We start from the raw sequence: 18,249 nt of genomic DNA, 5'->3' as shown, positions 1-18,249 counted from the left end.
CTTTTTTAGGATTCGTTATTTAGCGAACTGTATAAAATGAACTTGCTCAATATATTAGCATTATGATACATATTAGATAACAAATCAATGCATTGATTTTGCTTTTAAGCGAATTCAATTTAGATGAAAACAAAATAATTAGTCGTTGTATTACAAAAACACCAATTCAAACTTATGGAGGTTTTCGTTATGCTGCAATCCAAAATGCTGATCGATAAAGATTTTCAAATCGCTGAAGTAGACCCGCGTGTCTATGGCTCATTTATAGAACATCTGGGACGTGCCGTATACGGCGGTATCTACGATCCGGGTCATCCAACAGCAGATGCACAAGGCTTCCGTCAGGATGCAATTGAAGCAATCAAAGCGCTGAATGTACCGATCGTTCGTTATCCAGGCGGTAATTTCGTATCCGGTTACAACTGGGAAGATGGTGTTGGTCCGGTAGCGGAGCGTAAACGCAGACTTGAGCTTGCTTGGTGGACGATTGAAACCAATGCGGTGGGCACAAACGAATTTGCGGATTGGGCCAAGCTGGTCGGCACCGAAGTGATGATGGCGGTTAACCTGGGAACACGCGGTATTGATGCAGCCAGAAATCTGGTTGAATACTGCAACCATCCATCCGGAACATACTGGAGTGACCTGCGTGTCTCGCACGGCTACAAAGACCCTCATAAATTCAAAACATGGTGTCTCGGTAACGAAATGGACGGCCCTTGGCAGATTGGTGCAATGACTGCTCATGAGTATGGACGTATTGCTAACGAAACGGCCAAAGCGATGAAATGGGTAGACAAGGATATCGAGCTTGTCGCGTGCGGAAGCTCCAGCTCCGGCATGAGTACATTTGCCGATTGGGAAGCAACTGTGCTCGATCTCACTTATGATAATGTGGATTATTTGTCCCTGCACCAGTATTACAACAATAACAAGGACAACACGTATGACTTCCTGGCGACATCGCTGGATCTGGACCAATTTATTGATAGTGTTGCTTCGATCTGTGATTTTGTACAAGCCAAAAAACGCAGTAAAAAGAAATTGATGCTCTCTCTGGATGAGTGGAATGTCTGGAACTCCATCGGAACAAGCCGTATGGAGGAGCGCTGGCAGATTGCCCCGCCAGAATTCGAAGATGTATATACGCATGAAGATGCACTTGCCGTGGGCTGTTATCTGATTACGATCCTGAAGCACGCTGACCGTGTAAAAATGGCGTGTCTCGCACAGCTGATTAACACGATTGCTCCAATCATGACGGAAAACAACGGAGCGATCTGGCTCCAGACAACGTATTACCCGTTCCTGCACGCTTCCAACTTTGGACGTGGTACAGTGCTGCGCTCTATCACAAATTCGCCTAAATATGATTCCAAAGAATTCACTGATGTGCCTTATCTTGAAGCAATCAGTGTACACGATGAGGAAAACGGCACCATCACGATCTTTGCAGTGAATCGCCATCTGGATGAGTCCATGGAACTGAATGTTGATCTTCGTTCCTTCGGAGAAACGACATTTGTGGAACATATCGTGCTGGAGAGCAATGACATTAAAGCAACCAACACGAAAGAAAATCCACATAACGTGCTGCCTCACAACGGTGGACACACTACAGTGGATCAAGGGAAAGTGCAAGCTGTGCTGAACAAGGCTTCCTGGAACGTCATTCGTTTGAAAACAACAAAACAGGCCTAATCGCTGTTTAGTCGTTCCGCCTGATGTAGTAACTTCAAGACTTTTCACCCCGTACCTGGATTGTGGTACGGGGTGATTTGCTGTAGATAAGAACAGGAGACTTTGGCACACTTGCGACCGTATCCCCCCTCCTCCAACAAGCGATGCTAAACAACGAATTAACTACCTAATCTTAGGCATGGCTCTAACGATCTCAGGGAGGCTTATTTGCCTCTGTTAAGCCCAATTGATGAGCTAACGATCCCAGAAGACACTATTTTGAACAAACTGGCTGTTTTCTGCACCGAAAACCTATTTCAGAGCGAAATAGCGTTCCTCAGAATCGTTAGATTTTCCAATGCTCGATTTTTGCCCGAATAAGCTCGCTGGGAATCGTTAGCGCTCACATGACGTCCTGCAGTAAAGTAACCTCTGGCAACTACTTTACTCCACAAGGTCACCCGGGGCCCAGTCGGAAATTTTTCTCGCAAAGGGCTTTTGCCCCCTTCCCCCGTGACTTGTGAGTTACTACTAATTCTCCATCATACAGAATAGAACAGCTTATCCAGCTGGCACCTTCCTGTATGCTTGCTTCAACATGGGTGGATGTCAGCGGAATGAAGGTGTCTTTGGGAATGACAAAGCTCTCCCTGTAAGGAACTTCAACCGATTCCGAATAAACACTTTGCGGATGTTTTCGAGCATCGATCTCTACCTTCAGGTCAACGACCGAATCCAGATCACTTTCCACCAGTACCTCTACATTAATTACATCTGAGTTTTGCTCAGCTTGGCTTTTTGAATGTTCACGATTCATTTCATCGGATGCATCTTCTATATTGCCACAAGCAGAAAGCATAATCAGTAGACCTGTCAGCAAGATCAGGAGCCAGGCATTGTTACTGTACAACCGTACTTTTTTACGTTCCAGCATGTCCATTGTCCTCTCTTTGTTTGAGAAAATAGTCGATCATCTCATTCACATAAGACATGAATTCCTTGTCCATTCCCATCACTACAGGCTCCACACCATCTTCTTTGGGGATGATAAGTTCCCAGTATTTGTCCAGCAGGCTTTCATCCTGATCAAATAACGCTAATGCCTTTTCGTACAAATGTCCGGCAACCATCTGGGCTTCTGGAGAATAAGGAGAAGAAGACATCAATCCACGTATGTGCTGGAAAATCGTGATAAGCTCTTCTGTTCGTGGATCATTACTGCCGAGGACAGGCAGACGATGCAATATATCCTTTTCTCTTGAAGTTAATTGTAAATCATCGCTGAATTCAGATTGAATTATCCCCTCTTGAAGGGGGCGGTCCTCCATCTTGGATATAACTTGTAACAAGTCTTCAAGATCATTGGTTCCTTTGAGTTGAATGCTGTGAATCGTTGACCTGAGATAATACTGCTTCCGGCTCAATTCTTGCTTTTTCCGTTCAATAAGCTCTATTTGTTCGTTTAAAGAGGTCACCCAATCTTCGTTTTCTTTCATATTGTTCTTGTTTTGAAACAGTTCCTTAATCTGCTCCAACGTAAAGCCAATGGATTTCAACAGAAGAATTTTTTGAAGTCTCAGGATGGCATGTTCATCATAGTAACGATATTTATTCTCCAGTATACGTGTGGGGTGTAACAACTCAATCTGTTCATAGTAATGAAGTGTTCTTTTGCTAATATTCGTTTTTTGGGCTAATTCTCCAATGAGCATCACGGTTCTTCACTCCTTCCTTCAACCATTATAAACAATAACGTTAACGTCATTGTAAAGCCTGTAAATTCTCACATACTCCTTTTGCTTCAAAATAGAACGCCAAAAAGGCGATGTATCCATCGCCCTTGGTGGAAGCTGCAATTTCCCCTCTGTTATTTGGTAATGTTCAAGCCTCTTGCTCCTCCGCTTCAGCCTCGGCCTGTGTGGCTTGAGCCTGATTCTGCGGTGTCATCAGGCCCTGCACAGCACCCATAAACGGCTGGATCTGTTTGATCATGCCGTAGCCCATTTTCACAACAGGCACGAAACGCTGAATCATGCCAAACAAGCGCATCCCGCCGCCAAGCATACCGCCAACCGCCCCTGCTCCGCCCAATCCACCAAAGCCGCCCAACAGGGAGCCCATCATTGGCATAAAGGACGACACTTGAGCTTGATGCGGTGAAGTACGGGAAGCAGCCCGAGATCGTGTGCCTGACTTGCGAGCACCATTGACCTTTCTCCGACTTCGGGAGGATGTGGTTTTACCAGCTCCGGCTGACTTGGGTTTCATTTTAGAAGAAGCACTGTGTGCTGTACCTGCTGTTTTGGTTTTGGTCGTGGATGTTTGAGATTTTGCAAGTTTCCCGCCACCGCTGAGCATTACGCCCTCGTCGTTCACGCCAGAGATGTACCCGATGTACGTTTCGCCATTATGAAGAGTCACGCAGACCGGGCGATCCTTGAATCGCTTTGCCTTGTCGTGTATTTCACTGGTTCTAGCCATGGAATTCACCTCACTCGACTTGATCTACTGTAGTCTACGCAATGGGTGGACGACTTGCCTGTGCGAATAACACAGCTTTCAGTTCAAAACAGGAAATGCTTCGCGGGTGAAACGAGGCAGCATCAGATCATATTTAATCTTTTCCTTCCCGCGTATACATGCCAACACAAAAAAAAAGCAAGCCGTTTCCCGGCCTGCCTCTTGTTTGCGAATATGGTGAAAATACGGTGTGATAATGAGATCGCTCCCTTATTTCCTGGAGTGAATATGTCCTTTACGCTGTGCACGGATCAACATAGGGATGGCAATCATTAAACTGATCATGACAGGTACAATAGATGCTTCAAGTCCGAAGCTGCCGCCTGTCAACAAGGCTGGCCCTGACAGCTCTACATCAAAAAATCCTTGGGAAACAATCCCCGAAACCGGAATGCCCAGCATGCCCTCCACTGCATTCCACGCAAAATGAAGTCCGATCACAAACCACAAATTGCGTCGCCACAGAAAGCCTGCCCCAAGCAGAACACCCGCCTCAATGACAATTGCAATTGAACTCCACAGTGTTGCTCCCGGGTTCGGCAGATGAGCCAGACCAAAAAAAGAGACGTTACCGCCAGAGCAATCCAGCTTCCGCCGCGCTTCTCAATCGCCTGCAGGAACAAACCGCGAAAGATCAACTCCTCTACCACAGCTGCACCAATCGCCAAAGCAATAATTGAACCAGCGGCGTGCTCCTGCGACCGTGTGAAGCTGTATCCGCCTAGCAGCATAATGATCAAGGCAGAGGTTCCAATCAGCAGCAGTCCAACTCCTGCACCGAACATTAACTCTCTTATCATCCGTTGCCTATGTAATTCCTGTACTTTTCGACCTGCCATGAGCTTCATAATTAGTATGTATATCGCAATGGATAGAGCGCTTCCCGCAAGCGCCAGCACAATTGACATGATGCCTTCTGTTCTAGTGAACATCCTTTGAGTGATGAAGCTTGATACTCCTAGAAAAATCACGCCTGTAATCACCCATATCAACGGGAATTGAATCATCGTTCTCATCTTTTTTTTCATCTTAACAAACCCTTCTTTCAAGTGTTGGACTGACTTCTTATATTATACATCTATGTCTAAATTCTGGAACTGATATATTTCGTCAATATCTGCAACACTGCTTTCACTTCAAACATTCAGAAATCAGTTGTCATGCTTGGGTGTATATGTAACTTGGAATATGCCCGTAACTTTTAACGCAAAAAAGCCGCAATATGCGGCTTTTCTTCTTCACAGGTTAAGCGTCCTGATCTCCAATCATCTGCAGTTCAATTTGCTTCATCTCATAAAAATAACCCTTTTGACTCATTAATTCATCGAACGTACCCGTTTCCACGACTCGGCCCTGATCCATTACGACAATCTGATGCATCTGTTCAAGCCCCGTCAACCGATGGCAGATGAGCAGCAGTGTATCATTCACTGCTTGGGCCATCAGGTTCTTCAGTACACGAGCTTCTGTCACATAGTCCAGCGCAGATGTAGGCTCATCCAGGAGCCATAATGTTCCAGGGCGAAGCATTGCTCTTGCTATGGCCAGGCGCTGCTTCTCACCATCTGACAGATTTTCACCCTTTTCATACACGATGTCTTCCAGAGACAGATGCTGTAATTGAGCCGCATTCAGCACACGGAGTAACCGCTCTGCCTCCCGTTCCTCGTCCAGATTCTGATCGTCTGCCAGCAGGTTGTCCCGAATTGTGCCACGGAAGAAATGGCTCTGCTGCAGTACAACGTGAGTATTGCGCCAGATACTCTCTTCAGGCAGTTCATTAATCGAGACATCATTCAGTCTCAGAACGCCGGATGCCGGAGTACGCAGCTTGAGCAGCAGATCCAGAATGGTTGATTTGCCTGAGCCGCTGGGTCCGACAATGGCCGTTTTGGAGCCGGCTGCAAAATGAAGAGAAACCTCCTTCAAGGCAGAACGCCACTCGCCCTCATACTGAAAAGAAACATTAGCAAGCTCGATCGCAACCGCTGATACGTCTACGATCATTGAGTGATTTCCTTGCAGATCCTGACTTGGCTTACCTCGCTTCACTTGCTGACCCGGCTCATCTTGTTCGGCTCGTTCAGCTTGTATATCCTGCACATGACCGGGCTGTACAGCCTCCGCGAGGCGTTTGGCTGCATACTCACTGTCTTGTTTATAAGCAGGCAGCACAGCCATTGCGGCCGATTCTTCAAATACCGTCTGTGCCGCAAGAATCAGCATCCCCAGGAATACACCGGACAGCTCCCCCTTTCCGATCAAAAAAGCAGCGATTGCAAGCACTCCCCAGGTTACCAGGTAGGTGACCAATATGTGCATCGACTGTCCTCGAAGCAGCTGTGTGGCTGATCTCTGTTGTTCACGGGCAAGCAAATCAGAGGCCTGCTCCAGCATCTGCTCCCGCTGTGCCAATTGTCCATATATTTTCAGATCACGGAAGCCATATAACACTTCAGTCACTTCGGTAGACAGCTTTGCGCGCTGCTGACGCACCTGATCACTTCGTTTACGCTGCCAGCTGACCACCAGTCCGGGTACAACAAACGCTGTAATCAGCATGCCTGCCACAAGCAAACATGCAATCCAGAAGGAATAAACGGCGGTAAATATGACGGTGCACAGGAACACCATCACGACCATCACTGGAGGATAGGCTACACGTAAAAAGTAATGCTGCAAGCTTTCCACATCACCAACGATGCGCGCCAGCAGGTCTCCGCTTCGATTTTTATTCAATATTCCCGGAGTGAGAGGAATCAGCTTGGCAAAAAATGTGGTGCGCAAACGGCTCAGAATGGAGAACGTTGCCCGATGTGAGGCGAGTCGTTCCCCATAACGGCTCGCTGCACGCACAAACCCAAGCAGTTTAACCATCGATGTGAGCACAATCAGCGTGTATAACGGCGGCGCAAATACGGTCTGAGAGATCATGTATCCACTGGCGGAGAAGAGTGCTACTCCCGCTGTACCAGCAATAAATCCGAACATAATGGATAACAGAATGTCTTTGCGTTCCTGCATCATGGCTTTGGAAAGTACGGCCAGCTCCTTCACCTTCATGCGATCCCTCCTCTTTGCTGCATATGAACCATCTCGGCGTATGCGGGTAAACGCTCCATAAGCTCCTGGTGTGTGCCTTGATCTGCGAGCACGCCATCTGCCATAAACAAAATCCGATCCGCTTGCTGAATGGTATACAGCCTGTGGGCTACGGTAATCATCGTTGCTGTCTGAGCCAGTGATGCGATCGAGCGCTGCAGTATTCGCTCTGTGTGCAGATCAAGTCCAACCGTTGGTTCATCAAACAAAATAACGGCAGGTCGTTTCAGGAACGCGCGAGCAAGAGCAAGTCTTTGCTTTTCCCCGCCAGATAATCCTCTGCCTGCTTCTCCCACAGGGGTGTCCAATCCGTTTTCCAGCCCGGCAACCATGTCAGCAAGACCTGCCTGCTCAGCCGCTGCTTCGATATCCTTTCGGGATACATCCTTCCCTGCACCGATAGCGATATTTTCAGCAAGCGTGCCTGCAAAAATATACGGATGCTGTGTAATATAGCTGATCTGTTTGAACCAGTTGATTTCACTCCATTGCGCGAGCGGCCTTCCATTAACGAGTACAGCTCCTGCTGTCGGTTGTAATAAACCCGAAATGACATGCAGCAAGGTCGTTTTCCCCGAGCCGCTTTTGCCAACGATTGCGATTTGTTCTCCCGGATTAAGCCCCAGCTGCTCCACTTCAAGTTCAAACCCCTCCGAAGCATAGCGAAAACGCAGATTTTGAAGTTCAATCGTTGGCGGTAGATAAGATGCAGATCGCTCCTCTTCGGATACGCTGTATGTCTCCATTTCCGATTGTGCAAACGGATGAGTCATCTCGTCCTGAGGTGACCGTGATATTTGATGTTCCTTTTGAGATGCCTCTTCTAACAATTGCTCAACCTTGCGAATAGCCCCCATGCTTGTGCGTCCGGTGTGGAAGGCCGTTCCTGTATTTTTGAGCAAACTATAAAATTCAGGAACGAGCAGCAGCACCAGAAAAGCGGTATGGAAGCTCATGGACTTGAACACCAGCAGCTGAAGGGCGAGCTCCAGTGCAACAATGCCGATGCTTAACATAACAATCGCTTCCAGCATAAATGTGTTGGTGAACGCAATTTTCAGAATGCTCATCGTTGTATCGCGGAATCCCAGACTGCTGCGTTCAATCTCCTGCTGCTGACGGTCTGCACGACCGAATATCTTCAGTGTCACCAGCCCCTGAAGTGAATCAAGAAACGTTCCCGAGAACATAGCCAGCTGTTCATACTTCTCTTCAGACTTGTTTTTGGTTTGCAGACCCACCAGAATCATAAAGAGTGGAATAAAGGGTGCAGTGCATAGCATAATCCAGCCTGTATTCGCATGTAAGATGAAGGCAGCCGTTAATATTAAAATCGGAATGATCGCTGCCTCCATCATACGCGGAGTGTACTGACTAAAATAGCTATCCGCTTCATCTACCGCGTCCAGTGCAACACTGACTTTACCTCCTGTCTGCCCCTGTAACGAGGAAAACATGGAGGCCCGGGTCAGGTGCTGCAGCACCATGGCTCGCATCCGTGTCTTGGCATGGGCTGCCATATGCAGACCAACCTTTCCGTTACCGTACATGAGCAGAGTTCGGATGATCATAACCGCGAGCAGCGTGCCGAGTAGCAGCACAATCGAGCCCAATGCAGCTTTCTCTACAAAGATTCGCTGCACTGCTTCAGCTGTGAATACGGCCTGAGCGATCACAGCTGCCCCAAGGGCTAGTGAAAAGGCCATAAGGAGAAGCCTGCTTTTACGAAGTGATGACATTTGCTGCTGAATCAGCATGGACTTCCGCCGACCAGATGGTTTCCTTTGCCGTGCAGCTTGCTTGGTTGTTGATTGTTCGGCCCGCTTTTTCCTTTGCCTTTTCACAAGATACCCTCCTTTATCTTTTTCCTTTGACATAATCGGCATCAAATAGAAACAGCTTGAACACCAGAATCAGGGAAGGAATGAGCAGACATAGCCCTCCAATAAATACGACGACTAGGGCGAAACCCATCGCTGGCGGAGTTGCGCTGCTATGAATGGTGATATACGGATCTAGAATGTAAGGATACTGACCGATGCCATAGGCAAAGAACGCACAGAAAAATTGCAGCATAACACTGATAAATGCCAGTCCGTAACGGCGACCGTTGTACAGCAGCCACATCGCAATCATGAAGAACGCCACGGATAAGGCGAGAAGCCACCAGAGGTCCATCATATTTTGAAAATGACGCGCATTGTGCTGCCCCAGATATATAAAGGAGGTCAGGGCCAAAATGATCGTTGGCGTGCTCCAGAACAAGGCATAATTCCGCATGAGTTGAAGTGCAGCACCGTCCTCTGCCCGCGAGGCGTAAAACGTTAGAAACGAGCCGCTGATAAATAAGACCGAAACGATGGCGAGACCAACGATGCTCCATGACAACGGATTAGTCAGCAAGGCCCAATAGTCCAGCGACACGGTCTCACCCTGCTTCAGAATAAATCCCCCTTCCGACAAGGTCAGTGCCACGGACAGGGATGCGGGAATAAGCAATCCGGTAGCTCCATATAAGAACAGGTATACGATGTTGTTCTTGGAGCCATAATTTTCAAACGCGTAGAACGATCCCCGAATGGCGAGCAGAATGACGGCAATACTGCCCGGAACGATCAATGCCGCGCCATAATATGAAGCCGTATCTGGAAAAAAACCGACGATGCCAATATAGAAAAATACAAAAAATACATTCGTAATCTCCCATACAGGAGATAAATAACGAGAGATTAAACGATTAATCAGATGGTCCTGCTTGGTCAGGCGTGCGTAAAAGGCAAAAAATCCGGCTCCGAAATCAATCGATGCAACGATCAGATATCCGTACAGGAACAGCCAGAGCACCGAAATGCCAATCAATTCATAACTCATGTCAAATGTCCTCCCTTCCCTGCTTCAATAGCTTGATCCCGATCTTCCCTCGTCTTGATCCATTTCTCCATTTCAAGCTCGGCAGGGTTGTTATTGAACAAACGCTTCAGAACGAGCGCACATATCACACCCAGCACAATATATAAGAGCAGGAAAACAAAAAATAAAATGCGTACACTCGGGGATGTCGTAGCAGCCTCCTCTACGCGCATGTATCCTCGAATAATCCAGGGCTGTCTCCCGATCTCGGCATAGAACCAGCCCATTTCTACTGCCAGAAAGGCAAGCGGCGCGCTGAGAGCAACCAGACGAAGCAGCCATTTGTTGAGCGGGTTACGCTTCTTCCAGAGCACAAAGAGAAAGTACAAAGCAGACACGGCTAACAGCGCGAACCCGATACCTGCCATCAGATCAAAGAGGTAATGCACCAGCAATGGCGGCTGCTCATCAGGCGGGAATTCGTTCAGCCCAGTGACCTCGGCATTAAAATCCCCAAAGGCCAGAAAGCTGAGCACCTTGGGCAGATGCAGTGCGCCTATAATCTCATGCTCGGCATTCAGCCACCCCAGCAGAATCAAATCCGCACCACGTTCTGTTTCAAAATGCCATTCTGCAGCTGCCAGCTTCTCCGGCTGATGCTCAGCCAAAAATTTGGCGGATACATCACCAGCAAGTGTATTTAGCAAACTGAACACCAGCACAACGGCCATCATCAGATTTAAGCCTTTTTTGTGGTAGGCTGATGCACCTCTTCTTAGCATCGCCAGCGCGGCGATGCCCGCGAGCAGAGCGGCTCCTGTAACATAAGCAGAACTAAGCACATGAAATACCTTGGAGAATGATGCCGTATTTAACATGGCCTGCACGGGATTGACGGCTGCGAACTGCCCTGCCTGCATGACAAAACCTTCTGGCTGATTCATAAATCCGTTCACAGTTGTAATAAAAACAGCCGACATGCCTGCTCCAGCTACAACGGGAATGGTTAACAGCCAGTGGATGTAAGGATTTTTGAACCGATCCCACGTGTACAGATAGATGCCCAGGAAGATCGCCTCGAAGAAAAACGCGAACACTTCCATAAATAACGGCAGTGCGATGACATTGCCGGCCAGCTTCATAAAGTTTGGCCAGACCAGAGCCAGCTGCAGGGATATCGCCGTACCAGTCACCACCCCTACGGCCACTGAAATGACAAATCCTCGCGACCACCTCTTGGCCATCAGTATGTAATGAGGGTCCCGCTTGCGAATGCCGATGAATTCTGCAATCGAGATCATCAGGGGTATACCCACACCAAGTGTTGCAAAAATGACGTGAAAACCTAGGGTCAGACCTGTTACTAGTCTGCTCCATAACACCGTATCGATTGCCATCTTGTAATGCCTCCTCTGTAGTAAATGTCTCATGAAAAAAATTCACAATTCAAATGAAAGTGATAGATTGCCACTAGACCCAGACCTAATATTCAAAATTAGTATATCCTCAATTTGAAGCAATTCAATCGATGACACGTCTTCGCCTCTAAACGTTCAAGAAAGGCTCAACATTTTCTGACAAGTTGGTGAAATTGTTCACAACCACCCTTTCGGGCTATTGATTTATCGGATGAAACCCATTATAAGAGCAACGATTTATGTTAAACTGAGGAAGCTCGCACGCTTGTCTCACTGTTGCTTGATTCAGACATACTGTATTATTCGGATAAACCCATACATAAGGAGATGTTTTATTGAATATTATTGAAGGTCCATTTGATCATCTGTCGGAGACGACACGATTAGTGATCCGCCCATTACGGAACGAAGACTATGCGAACTGGCTGCATGAATTCGAAAGCCGCGCTCCCTCCCTGCATCGCCATGATCCTGGAAAAATAGATATGAGCGAATGCACACCGGAATGGTTCGAACGACTCGTTGAACGGCACCAGGAATTGGCGCGTACCGATAAGGTTTATATATTTGGAGTATTCAGCAAAGAAGATGGCACCCACCTGGGCATGATTGATATCGCCACGCTGGCTAGGGAACCATTTCAATGGGCCAGCTTTGGTTACACGATCCACAATCAGCATTGGAGAAACGGATATGGCAAAGAGGCCGTAAGCGAGGTGCTTCGGATTGCGGCTGAAATATTGAAGTTTCACCGCTTGGAGGCCCATATTAATCTGGATAATCATGCTTCGATCAAGCTTGCTGAACGTGTCGGCTTGCAATTTGAATGTGTCCGCAAAGGCTTTATCTATGAACATGAGGAATGGGTGGATCATCTCGTTTATTACAAAAACCTGTGATACGGACTTCGTCTATTCTAAGATGTATATCTAAAAAGCAGCTGCCCATGTTCAGAGCAGCTGCTTTTTCACGTTTGTTCAATTAACAAATAAACATGTATTAATGTGACTTTTTCAAAGTATATCCCTCGGGGAATTTGTAATAATACATGGATAAATGTACTAATTCTGCTGTCATCTTTTTCCTGAGACATTACACCCGCTGAATAGCCATTTCATTTAGAATTTGCTGTACCCGGTACGTGTTTTCCTGTAGTTGGGATTGTACATAAGACTCCACATCCTGCTGCTCGATGTCGTACAGCACTTCAATTTCTTTGGAAAACAGAAGATGTCCTTCTTCAATTTTGTGAGACAATGCTTTGATCTTCTTCGGCTTCGGTGTTTCACCCAAAACCTGCTGCAGCGCTTGAACATACGTCTCCAGTGTACGGGCACCAACCACCTTGATGCCTTGCTGCTCTTTATTCACAATAATAATCGATGGAAAACCTCTAACTCCCAGCCGGGCCACCATCTCGAAATCCTCTTCCAATAGATCTTGTGCCGATTGCTGTGATGCTGCTTCTACGATTACTTTGCCATTCAGCCCCAGATCATCAATAAGCTCAACAAGCACATCATCTTCCCCGATGTTACGATTCAATGCAAAGACAGCTTCACGTGCAGCTCTTAGAAACACTTGCTCCTTCCCCGGAACCATACGTTGAATGACTTTAAATACACGAGACGGCGGATAGGAAGACTGAATCGGATGATCATACCACAAGGAACCGTCAATTGGCATCCGTGAGTGCTCCCCTACTTCTCTCCAATGTCCACCCACATCCGAAGGCTTCTGAATCCCGTTTGCCCCATCGGAAAACCCTTCCCAGCTTGCTAACAAACCGCCCATTTTAGTTTCCACCTGAAAATAATGACCGTACTCCTCTATAAACCGATTCAGCACAGGCTCCAGTGCCCAGCAGTGTGAACAGATCGGGTCTGTCGCATAATACAACGTTATTTTCTTCTCTTCCTGCTTCAGATCAATAACCTGCATCTCTTCTTCATCATTTATGCCGCATACACCTGTTTCCAGGTCACACATCATCGATTCATGACTCATCGTTATCCCGCCTTTTTGATCTTATTCAATAGATTAATGTGTTAGTATGATTATAATATCTATAATCTTTAGAACAAGTACGATTCTTTTTCTGACTAAGTATCAAAAAGTATACTATTGAGTCACATCAACGTTTTTCTTAAATCATTGTTTCACACTAACCATTCTCTGGAGGTTTTTCAATTGAAATATGACTTTAATTTTGATCAGCTTTGCCCGGCGACATATGCTTTTCAAGTGATTGGCGGCAAGTGGAATCTTCCGATTCTGGCTATTTTGAGTGAAGATGACAGCATTCGATATAACGAGTTAAAAAGAAGACTTCCCGGGATCACACCAACGATGTTAACGAACTGCCTGAAGGACCTGATTCAATATGGAATTGTTCATCGGGAGCAGTACAATGAGATACCGCCAAGAGTGGAGTATTCACTCACATCATCCGGTAAGGAGCTGGTTCCACTCATTGAATCGATGGTGCTGTGGGGTCAGAAAAATATGCAAAGAGTTACCGAATCACCGCAGAATGGATAAATGTTCATTTTGATTGTACGTAGTTATCGGAAGTCCGGATTGCCACCTTTGTACCAGGTCGGGATTCGCAATAAATGGCCGACCAAAGGCTGCAAGGTCGATAACTCCGTCATGGATCGCCTTTTCCGCGGTCTGCAAATCAAGGTTCCCTACTCCAATTACAATATGCTCCCATTGTGCCCGCACCGCCTGATGAAAGTGAAGTCCATCTGACCACGCCTTGGTGTAATTTTCAGTCGAGGGATGCAGGATGGTGATGCCCGTTTCACGGAATAGCTCCAGATATGCGGCCAGTGTCTCTGCTTTAAGGGCCCATTCATAGGATGAATCGTCATCCTTTTTCTCGGAAAATCGGATGCTTATACGATCTGCGCTGATTTCTTTTTGTACGGCTGCAATAACTTCTTTCAAAAAACGAAGTCTCTGCTGAAGGTCTCCCCCATACTCGTCATTCCGTAGATTGGTGCGCTCATTGATAAATTGATCAATCAGATAACCGTGTGCTGCGTGAATTTCCACTCCGTCAAATCCTGCCAGAACCGCATTGCGAGCAGCCAGCTGAAAATGAGCAACCACGTCCTCAATCTCTCGAATCGTCATTGCATGAGGGAGTTCATAAGGCTTATGAAGTTTATGAACCCTTCCTTCAGCCTGTATGCTCGATGGGGCCTGTGGCTTCCCGCCAATCAGGTCCGAATGCGACAGGCGGCCCACATGCCATAACTGCGCGATGATCGTGCCGCCGTGCCGATGAACCGCCTCGGTTACTTTTTTCCATGAAGCCGTCTGTGCCTCCGTATATAATCCGGGTATGCCATAAGTCCCTTTGCCTGAGCGCATAGGGTTGATGCCCTCCGTAATAATTAGTCCCGCACCATCTTTGGCACGTTGTTCGTAATATGCGGCAATTTCTTCGGTTACTGTCCCATCCTCATCTCGTGCAAACCCCCGGGTCAACGGAGCCATGACGATACGATTACGCAGGTTCCACTGGTTGATCGTTACTGGTTTAAAAATGGTTAATTCTGAATTTGACATGTCTTTTCCTTCTCTCTGTTTGAAATTAAAGCTATTGTAGAATGGATAAGACATATCGTAAAATGATTAAAATATATAGGTGTATCACTCAGAGAGATACCTTGCAGGAGGCTGTCATGGAATTATCCGATATTGATATCATGCTCGCCGTTGGTCGCTCGGGCAAAATCTCTCAAGCCGCCAAAGAACTAAACTATGCCCAGTCCAATGTGACGACACGTATTAAAAAGCTGGAGGAAGAATACCGGGTGCAGCTGTTTAACCGCTCTTCCAAGGGTGTGATGCCTACGGAAAAAGGAGAGCAGTTCCTTGCTTATGCTGCACGCATTCGCAATCTGCTGTATGATCTGGAACAGGAGATGACAGACCCGGTGGAGCCATCCGGCACATTGCGTATCGGGATTGTGGAAACAGCCGCCTCACGTCGTTTCATCGACATTTTGAACGAGTATCAGATCTTGTATCCAGACGTGTCCATATCGCTTGTGAATGCTACCTCACCCAAGGTACTGCGGCATAAAATCGAGTCTTCCGAGCTCGATGGCGCTTTTATCAGCGGCGCTTGTGTTACAGAAGGGTTGAAGGTTGAATACGAGATGCAGGATACGGTTCACATCATATCCAAACGGACCGACACCCCTCTGGAAACGTTTTGTCAACTTTCATGGGTTGTGTTTCCGCAAGGCTGCCCTTATCGGGAAATTACGGAGAAGTTTCTTCAGGAGGAAGGACTGTCTGCAAAAAAGCTGATTGAAGTCAGTACAATGGAAAATCTGCTTAGCTGCGTAGAATCCGGCATTGCGGTTACCATTATGCCGTGCAGCGTTGTGCACAATCATCCCGAAGCCTATTCACTGCATGATCTGTCTGATGTACTTACGCCAACCTCCACCACTTTTGTTCGGGGTGAGAATCGATATATCAGCAGCGCGCTTCAGCAGTTCATGAGACTGTTAAACGAGAAGTGTATCACCTTCTGAACCGGCAGCTCGTACTTCTCCTTTTTGACAACAATTCACATATAAAAAAAGAGCAGCCCGGGGCTGCTCTCTTCGATTCCAATGTAACTTATTTACCCAAGCTGTTCCAGAATTTCTGGAATGCCCCCTGCTCTACTTCAAAAAATACAGGCACATGACCGTAACGCACCAACCCTTCTTCTCCAAACAGCACAAGGGCAACCGTTGTTTTATCTTCCAAAGTCAAGTAAATCAGTTTGCGATCTTCTTTTCCATAGAGCCGTTCTTCCAGTTCTGCTCCGCCGCTGATTGTCATATCATTCGTTTTATCAAACAGCTGCGCATATACTTGACCGTCTATCTCGGTATAAGACATCACCCGAAAATCGGTATCATATCCTTTCACAGCGTAGATATCTGCCTCACCGATCGTCGAAGCCAGCTCTTTGTAGTCGTCCTTACTGCTCAACTCATGGATGCCGCCGCTAGTTGTACCGAGCTTCGCACCTCGAAGCGCCAAAGCATCCGCGCCCTCCAGCGTCGTTGCAGATTCCGTATACACATGGTCACGGTAAACAACTAACGGCAGCATGCTTGCCTTAATCCCCTTGTCAGCAGAATTCGGTGTGTCTTGAAACCTACTGAAGTGCATCTTTTACCGCCTTCAGCGTTTTCAGACACTCCCTAAAATAAATGTTCGAGCATACTAGATACTCATGATCTGTCCTTCAGATGGATGCCCACTCATAAAGAAAAATCGACTGATTAGCTGATCTCCAGATAATCCAGATATGCATCCCATGTACCGTCATCTGCGGTTACAATCAGCTCAATGGTCTGGTTTCCTGTACCATGACTGATATTATTCAGCGTATACACAGCGGGACTACTGCCTCCAAAATAAAACGTCCCCTTGGTCTGACCGCCAATCTTCAGATCCACCCTTGCCATATTATTATTGTTGGATGCCCCGCGAAGCGAGAAGGAATGTGTTCCCGTCGTAAAGTTATGTGTGGTCCGCACAGCATCATTGTTGGCATACAAGGCTACACCGTTGAATGGCGAGCTGATGTTGGAAGTATATTGACCGCTCTTGGTCATATTCTCCGTCTCAATTCGTACGGTGGTTGCCGGCGGGTTGTTCGTGCCTCCATCCGGTGCTACAGCACGTCCAGTAGCCGGGGAGATCATACCCGCACACAGGCCGCGATTTTTCAGATTCTGGGCAATCTGCGGAATTGCCTGAAGTGTAGTCTGGTACTGATCATGCATCAGAATGACGTCACCGCTCGCCATGCGATTTACGGCTGCTACGATCTGAGAAGCACTAGCTCCATTCCAATCCTGTGAATCGACATTCCAGAGCATCTCCCTTAAACCGTTCTGGCTTATAACGGATTTCAAGGTTGCATTGGTAGCACCATATGGCGGTCTGAAAAGCGTTGGCGTTGTACCCGTAATGGATTGAATAGTCTGCTGTGTTCGAGTGATCTCGGAAGCCATCTGGGAAGCGTTCAGTTTTGTCATATCGGGATGGGTATAGGAGTGATTGCCAATCCACATCCCGGCGGCCACCTGTGCCCGCACCAAAGCCTGGTTGTTCTGCGCATTTTGTCCTGTATTAAACATTGTGGCACGCAAGCCTGCCTGCTTCAATGCATTAAGAATATTGTTTGTATTGTTGGAAGGCCCATCGTCAAAGGTAAGGCCAACGTACCCGTTAGGGCAGCTCGCATCAGCGGCAGTAGCTGAAGGAAGCGGCGGAATTGCAAATATAGAACCAAGGAGAGCAACGGACATAACAGCTTTGAACAATTTGGACTTAAACATGAACACACCTCCGAATATTTTGGTTTACATAATATTTATTTTGTTTTGTTTTAATCTGGTGCTTTTACTGCCAGGACTCTGATCCCTCCTCTCAATATTTTGATATGCCGCTTGTGATGAAGCGCTTTCAAAATAAAATAAGCAAACTTCCTCTCTCTGGATGTCATCTATGAAACTTCGGGTTGAATCTAGTATAAACGATGTTTATATTGAAGTAAATTCAAATTATTACAATATATCCTATATAATTTGAGCTAAAGATTTTACACAATCCCACTCCGATGACAGAACAACCTTCCAATCGCTGTTAT

General features: G+C 46.9%; 16 protein-coding genes and 1 pseudogene. 4 read left to right on the top strand and 13 right to left on the bottom strand.

Annotated elements, in window-relative coordinates:
- The first annotated feature begins 189 nt into the window (after positions 1 to 189).
- Positions 190 to 1,701 (top strand): arabinosylfuranosidase ArfA, encoded by a 1,512-nt coding sequence (arfA, locus tag HNR77_RS05780; protein WP_111270964.1) that lies wholly within the window; start codon positions 190 to 192, stop codon positions 1,699 to 1,701.
- A gap of 436 nt (positions 1,702 to 2,137) precedes the next feature.
- Here the strand turns inward: arfA and HNR77_RS05775 are convergent, their stop codons facing one another.
- The 9 genes and pseudogenes from HNR77_RS05775 to HNR77_RS05740 all read right to left on the bottom strand — a co-directional run bounded on the left by HNR77_RS05775 (position 2,138) and on the right by HNR77_RS05740 (position 11,549).
- The gene (locus HNR77_RS05775; RefSeq protein ID WP_184181622.1) at positions 2,138 to 2,614 is read right to left on the bottom strand and encodes a hypothetical protein; all 477 of its coding nucleotides are present in this window, start codon (positions 2,612 to 2,614) and stop codon (positions 2,138 to 2,140) included.
- Positions 2,601 to 3,392 (bottom strand): MerR family transcriptional regulator, encoded by a 792-nt coding sequence (locus HNR77_RS05770; RefSeq protein ID WP_260410356.1) that lies wholly within the window; start codon positions 3,390 to 3,392, stop codon positions 2,601 to 2,603. Before HNR77_RS05770 ends, HNR77_RS05775 begins: the two co-directional genes overlap by 14 nt.
- A gap of 169 nt (positions 3,393 to 3,561) precedes the next feature.
- Positions 3,562 to 4,161, bottom strand: a complete 600-nt coding sequence (locus tag HNR77_RS05765) for a hypothetical protein (RefSeq protein WP_184181618.1) — start codon at positions 4,159 to 4,161, stop codon at positions 3,562 to 3,564.
- A gap of 249 nt (positions 4,162 to 4,410) precedes the next feature.
- Entirely contained in the window at positions 4,411 to 4,641 is a 231-nt protein-coding gene (locus HNR77_RS30600; protein WP_311768586.1) for a hypothetical protein, read from the bottom strand.
- A 27-nt stretch (positions 4,642 to 4,668) separates the two neighbouring features.
- Positions 4,669 to 4,931: pseudogene (locus HNR77_RS30595) on the bottom strand (lysostaphin resistance A-like protein); the annotation flags it as partial.
- A gap of 514 nt (positions 4,932 to 5,445) precedes the next feature.
- Positions 5,446 to 7,257 carry a thiol reductant ABC exporter subunit CydC gene (gene cydC / locus HNR77_RS05755; RefSeq protein WP_184181908.1) on the bottom strand — a complete coding sequence of 604 codons (1,812 nt, stop codon included), beginning with the start codon at positions 7,255 to 7,257 and terminating at the stop codon, positions 5,446 to 5,448.
- A 2-nt stretch (positions 7,258 to 7,259) separates the two neighbouring features.
- Positions 7,260 to 9,059, bottom strand: coding sequence for a thiol reductant ABC exporter subunit CydD (gene cydD, locus HNR77_RS05750; protein ID WP_184181906.1), 1,800 nt, complete (start codon positions 9,057 to 9,059; stop codon positions 7,260 to 7,262).
- 100 nt (positions 9,060 to 9,159) lie between these two features.
- Positions 9,160 to 10,173 (bottom strand): cytochrome d ubiquinol oxidase subunit II, encoded by a 1,014-nt coding sequence (locus HNR77_RS05745; protein ID WP_184181616.1) that lies wholly within the window; start codon positions 10,171 to 10,173, stop codon positions 9,160 to 9,162.
- Positions 10,170 to 11,549 carry a cytochrome ubiquinol oxidase subunit I gene (locus HNR77_RS05740; protein ID WP_184181614.1) on the bottom strand — a complete coding sequence of 460 codons (1,380 nt, stop codon included), beginning with the start codon at positions 11,547 to 11,549 and terminating at the stop codon, positions 10,170 to 10,172. The genes HNR77_RS05745 and HNR77_RS05740 overlap by 4 nt, the downstream gene beginning before the upstream one ends.
- 356 nt (positions 11,550 to 11,905) lie before the next feature.
- Between HNR77_RS05740 and HNR77_RS05735 the strand changes: the two genes are divergently transcribed.
- The gene (locus HNR77_RS05735) at positions 11,906 to 12,469 is read left to right on the top strand and encodes a GNAT family N-acetyltransferase (RefSeq protein WP_184181612.1); all 564 of its coding nucleotides are present in this window, start codon (positions 11,906 to 11,908) and stop codon (positions 12,467 to 12,469) included.
- A gap of 193 nt (positions 12,470 to 12,662) precedes the next feature.
- On the opposite strand, the gene HNR77_RS05730 is transcribed toward HNR77_RS05735, so the two are convergent.
- On the bottom strand, positions 12,663 to 13,577 hold the full coding sequence (locus HNR77_RS05730) for a DsbA family oxidoreductase (RefSeq protein ID WP_184181610.1): 915 nt from the start codon (positions 13,575 to 13,577) through the stop codon (positions 12,663 to 12,665).
- 183 nt (positions 13,578 to 13,760) lie between these two features.
- On the opposite strand from HNR77_RS05730, the gene HNR77_RS05725 reads away from it, so the two are divergent.
- Entirely contained in the window at positions 13,761 to 14,111 is a 351-nt protein-coding gene (locus HNR77_RS05725; RefSeq protein WP_184181608.1) for a winged helix-turn-helix transcriptional regulator, read from the top strand.
- Here the strand turns inward: HNR77_RS05725 and HNR77_RS05720 are convergent.
- The gene (locus HNR77_RS05720; RefSeq protein WP_184181606.1) at positions 14,094 to 15,149 is read right to left on the bottom strand and encodes an alkene reductase; all 1,056 of its coding nucleotides are present in this window, start codon (positions 15,147 to 15,149) and stop codon (positions 14,094 to 14,096) included. The genes HNR77_RS05725 and HNR77_RS05720 overlap by 18 nt on opposite strands.
- Positions 15,150 to 15,265: 116 nt before the next feature.
- On the opposite strand from HNR77_RS05720, the gene HNR77_RS05715 reads away from it, so the two are divergent.
- Entirely contained in the window at positions 15,266 to 16,129 is an 864-nt protein-coding gene (locus HNR77_RS05715; RefSeq protein ID WP_184181603.1) for a LysR family transcriptional regulator, read from the top strand.
- Between the two features lie 88 nt (positions 16,130 to 16,217).
- Here HNR77_RS05715 and HNR77_RS05710 read toward each other — a convergent pair whose 3' ends face one another.
- Together HNR77_RS05710 and HNR77_RS05705 are read right to left on the bottom strand one after the other, a co-directional pair.
- Complete coding sequence (locus HNR77_RS05710) at positions 16,218 to 16,700, bottom strand: hypothetical protein (RefSeq protein ID WP_260410330.1); 483 nt, start codon at positions 16,698 to 16,700, stop codon at positions 16,218 to 16,220.
- 173 nt (positions 16,701 to 16,873) lie between these two features.
- Positions 16,874 to 17,938, bottom strand: coding sequence for a polysaccharide deacetylase family protein (locus HNR77_RS05705; RefSeq protein ID WP_111268794.1), 1,065 nt, complete (start codon positions 17,936 to 17,938; stop codon positions 16,874 to 16,876).
- Positions 17,939 to 18,249: the final 311 nt, after the last annotated feature.

The sequence above is a fragment of the Paenibacillus sp. JGP012 genome (assembly GCF_014203995.1).
Lineage (GTDB): Bacteria > Bacillota > Bacilli > Paenibacillales > Paenibacillaceae > Paenibacillus > Paenibacillus silvae.
This window is presented reverse-complemented; position numbering and strand designations above follow the sequence as displayed.